General features: G+C 48.0%; 5 protein-coding genes and 1 pseudogene. 3 read left to right on the top strand and 3 right to left on the bottom strand.

Features of this window, described 5'->3' with window-relative positions:
• Positions 1-96 precede the first annotated feature (96 nt).
• Positions 97-1,176 (top strand): annotated as a pseudogene (locus tag Q0294_RS05575) (DUF1559 domain-containing protein).
• A gap of 126 nt (positions 1,177-1,302) precedes the next feature.
• Positions 1,303-1,620, top strand: a complete 318-nt coding sequence (locus Q0294_RS05570) for a hypothetical protein (RefSeq protein WP_299461745.1) — start codon at positions 1,303-1,305, stop codon at positions 1,618-1,620.
• Between the two features lie 11 nt (positions 1,621-1,631).
• Here the strand turns inward: Q0294_RS05570 and Q0294_RS05565 are convergent, their stop codons facing one another.
• On the bottom strand, positions 1,632-2,087 hold the full coding sequence (locus Q0294_RS05565; protein WP_299461743.1) for a hypothetical protein: 456 nt from the start codon (positions 2,085-2,087) through the stop codon (positions 1,632-1,634).
• 157 nt (positions 2,088-2,244) lie between these two features.
• Entirely contained in the window at positions 2,245-3,432 is a 1,188-nt protein-coding gene (locus Q0294_RS05560) for an HRDC domain-containing protein (RefSeq protein ID WP_299461741.1), read from the bottom strand.
• Between the two features lie 342 nt (positions 3,433-3,774).
• On the opposite strand from Q0294_RS05560, the gene Q0294_RS05555 reads away from it, so the two are divergent.
• The gene (locus Q0294_RS05555) at positions 3,775-4,491 is read left to right on the top strand and encodes a flagellar motor protein MotB (protein WP_299461739.1); all 717 of its coding nucleotides are present in this window, start codon (positions 3,775-3,777) and stop codon (positions 4,489-4,491) included.
• Between the two features lie 605 nt (positions 4,492-5,096).
• Here Q0294_RS05555 and Q0294_RS05550 read toward each other — a convergent pair.
• Positions 5,097-5,638: hypothetical protein (locus tag Q0294_RS05550; RefSeq protein ID WP_299461737.1), on the bottom strand; the 542-nt coding region annotated here is incomplete at its 5' end.

Here is a 5,638-nt window from a genome sequence, read left to right as displayed (position 1 = left end):
GCGTCGTCCTCCACAAGTCCTTAATTTTTCCCCTCGAGTGCTTGCTGCAGTAATAAATCCCACCAAATTATCCTGCATTAATAAAGATTGATTATCATGAACGCACAGAAATCTTCTCACAAAGTCAGGGGTTTTACCCTCATTGAATTGCTGGTTGTCATTGCCATCATCGCAATTTTAATTGCATTGTTATTACCGGCCGTTCAGCAGGCCAGGGAAGCAGCCCGCAGAAGCGCGTGTAAAAACAACCTGAAGCAACTGGGGCTGGCGATGCATAATTATCATGAAACCCATTCCATCTTTCCTCGTGCCAATTTTGAAAGAGAAGATGCTTCGACTTATGGATATGGAAACTATTCCTATTTAGCATATTCTGCACAGACAATGCTCCTGCCTTTTATGGATCAGGCACCACTTTACAATTTATTCAATTTCTCGCTGGCTCCGAATCAGTCTTCGAATGACACGACGAAAAGAACAGTGATTCCGGCATTTCTCTGCCCGTCTGATGTTCGTTCTATTGTGAATGGCGGTGGTTACGGGGCAGGACCTGGAAACAGTTACGCGGTATGTGCCGGTCCCTCGATTTACTGGTTTGGATTTGCTCCTTCGACCAACACGACTCCACAGAATCTTCAGCATCAGGTCGGTATGTTTAATTATCGGAAAGCAGTCAGAATTCGGGATGTTCTCGATGGCACATCCAATGTCATCGCCGCAGGGGAAATCATGATGGGTGATGGCAATAACGATGCATCGCTGATCGGAGAAGGTGATACGATTCGCGGGGTCAGCAGAGGAAGTACCGCCAGCTCATTCCCTGCTCTCTCTGATCTGAAAACATGGGGCGCAGCCTGTTTGGCTGTCAAAAGCTCTCTACCGGCTTCTACCGCCCCCCGAGGCGACACCGGTTCGAACTGGGTTTACGGAAACAGTGGATTGACCGTCTTTAACACGTTGATCAATCCCAACTCCGAGTACCCTAACTGTGTGTCATGCGTGTCCTGTGGTACGAACGATTCGCCAGGCCTGTTTCCGGCACGTAGCTGACATGTCGGGGGAGTACATATTCTGATGGGCGACGGTGCAACACGATTCATCAGTGAAAACGTTGATAATGCGACGTGGCAAAATCTGGGAGCTATCAGCGACGGGAAGGTCTTGGGAGAATTCTAAGCTGTCCCGGGCGAATCTCACAAATGTAAAATCATTGTAATCAATCCAGGTATATGAAAGTTTGAAATACTTGCATGTGCCTGGGGATCATCATTCACTCACAATAGATCTCAGAATACAAGCCTCATGAAATACATCTATACGCTCCTGACATGCCTGATTTTAATTTGCCCCATAACCAGTGGTTGCTCTGGTGAAGCGACTCCCAAGGTCCCTTCTTCCGCAGAAATTATCGCCTCTTTTAAAGCAAACCTCAAAATGATTGCAGATACAGGTGAAGGCGGGAGCGGGATGGATGTTCTGAAAACGGACTTTGAGGAGCTGAAGAAGCAGGCTGCTGATAAAGCACAGGCCGTTGAAAAAGATTTCCAGTCTCTCTTGAAAGCTGCGAAACCTGAGGATCGTAAATCATTGGCAACCAAAATTATGAACGCACTGGAATAGCCGGCGAACACTCAGATATCCTGAGCTGAAACTGGCGGATTGGCCTTCCACCAGACCAGAAGCTTAAGGGGCATTTTATCGTTGTTTAAAATGCCCTCAACCTGGATAAACTGGCCGTCTTTGACACGGTATACAAAGGATTGGGGAGTTTTCTGCTGTCTGCCTTTGTTCGGTCCGTTGAGAACTTCCAGGTCGAAATAGGTGAAGAGATTTGCGTCTGACATGCGTTGCAGGCGAAATTTGGCCTGGTGTGCATGAACCAGTTTGCCACTTTTATCATACACACTCAATTTCGAAATCTTTTGTGAGATCTCGTGCTCCACTCTGAGTGGTGCCCCTTTCGCATCCTGATCATTGCGGACCCATTTCCCCTCCAGAAGCTGATAATCTTCCTCGGGAGCCGGTTCTGCAGAAAAAAGAGGTGTTCCCCAAAACAGGATTGCAACGCACAGAACGACGAGTTTCATTGCTTTTCCTTTCAGCTGAGTTCAAAATCGGGCTGATTGTAGCCTCGTCAGGGCTTTCGGGAAAGAGATTTATTGAAGAATCACCGCTACGATTTCATTGAACGCGTTCTCGTATTCTGTCAGCAAAACAGATCACGCGCTGCCCCTCGCTGTCGGTTTAAGTCAAACGTTCAAAATGCAAAGGATGATCGGACTCGGGATCAGCCACGCGCATCGAAATTTTTCCATCAAGCACATCCGTCAATAAATCGCCGCACACCTCGGCACGCCAGCCGGCCATCAATCGCGGTTTTTCCTCGCTGATTTCCCCATAGACATGATAGCGGACAAGGTGTCTTAAGTCGGCTGAGGTTCCCACCAGAGTTTGAGCCACATTCATTTCTGCGCACCGATTTGCCAATGCGATACCCAGCAGTTTTCCAATCACCTGTTCATCCTGGTTTTGTTGATTATTCGGACTTTCAACATGCTGAGGAAGCTGGTCTTTGGGAATCTCGTGTGCCTTGGCAATGCGCTGTATCATTTCCGGAGCAAGTTTAAACATGTTTTTACGGTTTAAATCACGCGTTGCAATCAGATCTTGTGTGGTGGTCGGCTTTCGACGAGCAAGCTCAATCAATAAATCATCGCGTAAAATTCTGCGCGCGGGTTGATCTTTTTCCTGGGCAACTTCATCCCGCCAGTCAAACAGTTCACGGATGATGGCCAATTCACGTGGTTTTAATTTATGTAACCCGGGAATGCGTCGCCAGTTTTCGCGATGAAATTCAGAATCCACTTCGTCGATCATGCGTTGAAACTCGGCTTCTGCCCACTGGAGTCGTCCCAGATCGGTCAGCTCTTTTTCCTGTATTTTCCAGATCTTTAATACGTATTTCACGTCGTCCAGCGCGTACTTGATTTGCTGCTGAGTCAGCGGTCTGCGGCGCCAGTCTGTGCGGGTCTCTTTACTGCCTGCCTTCTCATTCAATACCCGGGCAACAAGTGCAGTATACGAAATCGGAAAGCTGCGGGACCGTAACCCTTCTGCAATCTGCAAATCAACCAGCTTTTGCGGTTTCTTTCCGGAAAAATGCCGACAAAACCGAACCTCCTCTCGGCCCCCGTGTACGACCACGGTCGTGGAATCATTCGTCATGATGTCCCACCAGGGGGATAAATCTTTCACTTCGTAAGGATCGACGGCAACTTCTTTGCCATTTAAGGCAAACTGCAGCAGGGAGAGTTCGGGTCGATAAGTGAACTCCGAAACGAATTCTGTATCGAATGCTACGCAGCCCGCATCTAAGATTTGCTCACATAAGGATATAAAATCAGACTGCTGAACAATGAGAGGGCTCGACATCCTTGGACTGCTTCCTTTACTTTGACCAGTAACTTCAGACCGATAACCTGACCGTGGTCCGCATGGATTTGATGATTCTTAAACCCTAATGTTGTAGATATTTATTGCATTCGTCAATGAACTGAGGGGCATTTTATGGCCCTGGCATTGTTTGTTCCACTATCGGAAACACAGGGATTCCTCCAGAAAATGCCCGTGAACTCGTTTGGATTGAGAAAATCCCGTAAGCTGAAGCGGCCCCTGTGACGATTCTGTTTATATAAGAAATATGAGATTTCGATTCATCGGCAATTTCCGCCGATCGCGAATCTGACTGTTAAACTTCTCCAGGAAAGCACTGTCATGGAAGATGATGCCCCGCCAGGAGTTCCGGAATGGGTGGTGACCTATGGCGACATGATGTCACTACTTCTCACATTTTTCATCATGTTGGTTTCTTTGAGCGAAATCGTCAACGATGAAAAGTACCGGGCGATCCTGGAATCCATTCAAGAATATACCGGGTATCGCACAGGACCTGTTTCGCCTCCGGGAAAATATTTCCCGATGAATTCGATGGTCGAACAAATGAGTATGCTGGGGGCCTATACGGATAGCCCCGATCGAGGGCGAGGTGGAATCAAAACGCGGGGCATTGAAGGCAGCGATGTTCGGGTGTACCGGGCGCGGGAGGGGGTTCCAATAAAAGTAGGTGAATCCCTGCATTATAATCAGATAGAGATCGATCTGGATCCGGAACGTAAGGAAAAGTTAGATCAAATCATCCCGGAGCTGGCTGGCAAACCAAATAAGATCGAATTGAGATCGCATACTTCAATCAGACCGCTGCCCGCTGATGCTCCGGTGCATGATAAGCTGGTCTTGACCTATGATCGGGGCCGGCATGTGATGCTGTATCTGATTCAAAAAGGAATCGCTCCCAAACGCATCAGAATCACGGCAGCAGCCGATTATGAACCGCCCCTTCAGACGGGAGATGAAAAGTCCGAGCAGATGGACCGGCTCGACGTGTTACAACTGGACGCCTTTGTGGACGATTATGTTGGCCCCCGAAAATAACAGTCAATGCGAGAAACGTTTACTCGCCAACCAGTTCATCCGCAATTCTGCGAAGGGCGCGCGTTGATGCGTCTTGCATTTTCAAGATGTGTGGCGCTGATGCCTCGTAGTGAGCTTCATCAATTCGACATGAGACACCGGGGGCCAACGGTACATACATCGATGAAACTCGTGCTTTCATACTATTGTTTTCTGTCTCAACCATTTCCTGATCCTTAATTCTCATTTCAGCGAGTACAATGGGATTCCATGTTTCTTTCCGTTGATCAGCCGATACATAGTGTGTCCGTGCCCAGCTTCTGAGTCTGAATTCTGCTGCCAATGAAACGGCGGCATTTGCCTCCCTTTTCATACTGTGGTGCCCTTCACTGATGAAGATTCCTAAATGCGACTAATAAAGAAATCGTCTGATTTCACAAATCAACCAAACTGAATTTGATTTCAGCGACCTGCTTTGAGTGAGATTTGATCTTGCGGGAAGCTATTCCAGATACAACCCAGATAACAAGGTTCCCGGGCACAACGGCTAAGATCACGGAAGACGCTACACGCGGCAAAATCTGCAAATCCGGTGCGACCGGGACAAGGCGATCAATTCTCTTTGATCAGCAATCTTCTTCCTCCGAGTCGTCCCCTGAAATCTGATACCGCGAAAGCAAGGTTCCCACGATATTTCGGGTAGATCTGGTTACGGTCTCTAGCTGTCTGGACTGAGATTCGTGCAGGAAAGTGAACGATAACACCACGATGACCGCAGCAGTCAGCAAAATCGATGAGCGGATTTTTTGATTTTCACTCAGCACGCTCAGCATCGGCTGATACCAGGACTGATTGCTAGCCGGAATATTTTTATTGGGATTCCATTGAGGTATGTCCAAAGCCAGGTCAGGGTCAACAGAAATTCGTTCTTCGCCCGGGCGAACGGCATCAAAATCAACACGAGCCACTTCAGACCGAAATTCCGGATCGTGTTCCAGCGAATGGGCGATCTGTCTCAGGTATTCAACCTGATTCTCCAGCGAAACCAGCTGTACCTGATTGGTAAGATATTCATTTCGCATATTTAAATAAGACAAATAACGGGGAGCCAGCACCACGGCAGCAAACAGGCTTGCTGCAATAAACAGAAAGATCCAGAATGTGAGCG

The organism is uncultured Gimesia sp. (genome assembly GCF_937919775.1).
GTDB lineage: Bacteria > Planctomycetota > Planctomycetia > Planctomycetales > Planctomycetaceae > Gimesia.
Note: the sequence above shows the minus strand (reverse complement) of the source record. Positions and strands in the feature narration are given on the sequence as shown.

Excerpts from the sequence above, each read along its gene's own strand:
- Q0294_RS05560 (WP_299461741.1), bottom strand. The coding sequence starts at position 3,432 with ATGTCGAGCCCTCTCATTGTTCAGCAGTCTGATTTTATATCCTTATGT.
- Q0294_RS05565 (WP_299461743.1), bottom strand. The coding sequence starts at position 2,087 with ATGAAACTCGTCGTTCTGTGCGTTGCAATCCTGTTTTGGGGAACACCT.
- Q0294_RS05555 (WP_299461739.1), top strand. The coding sequence starts at position 3,775 with ATGGAAGATGATGCCCCGCCAGGAGTTCCGGAATGGGTGGTGACCTAT.
- Q0294_RS05570 (WP_299461745.1), top strand. The coding sequence starts at position 1,303 with ATGAAATACATCTATACGCTCCTGACATGCCTGATTTTAATTTGCCCC.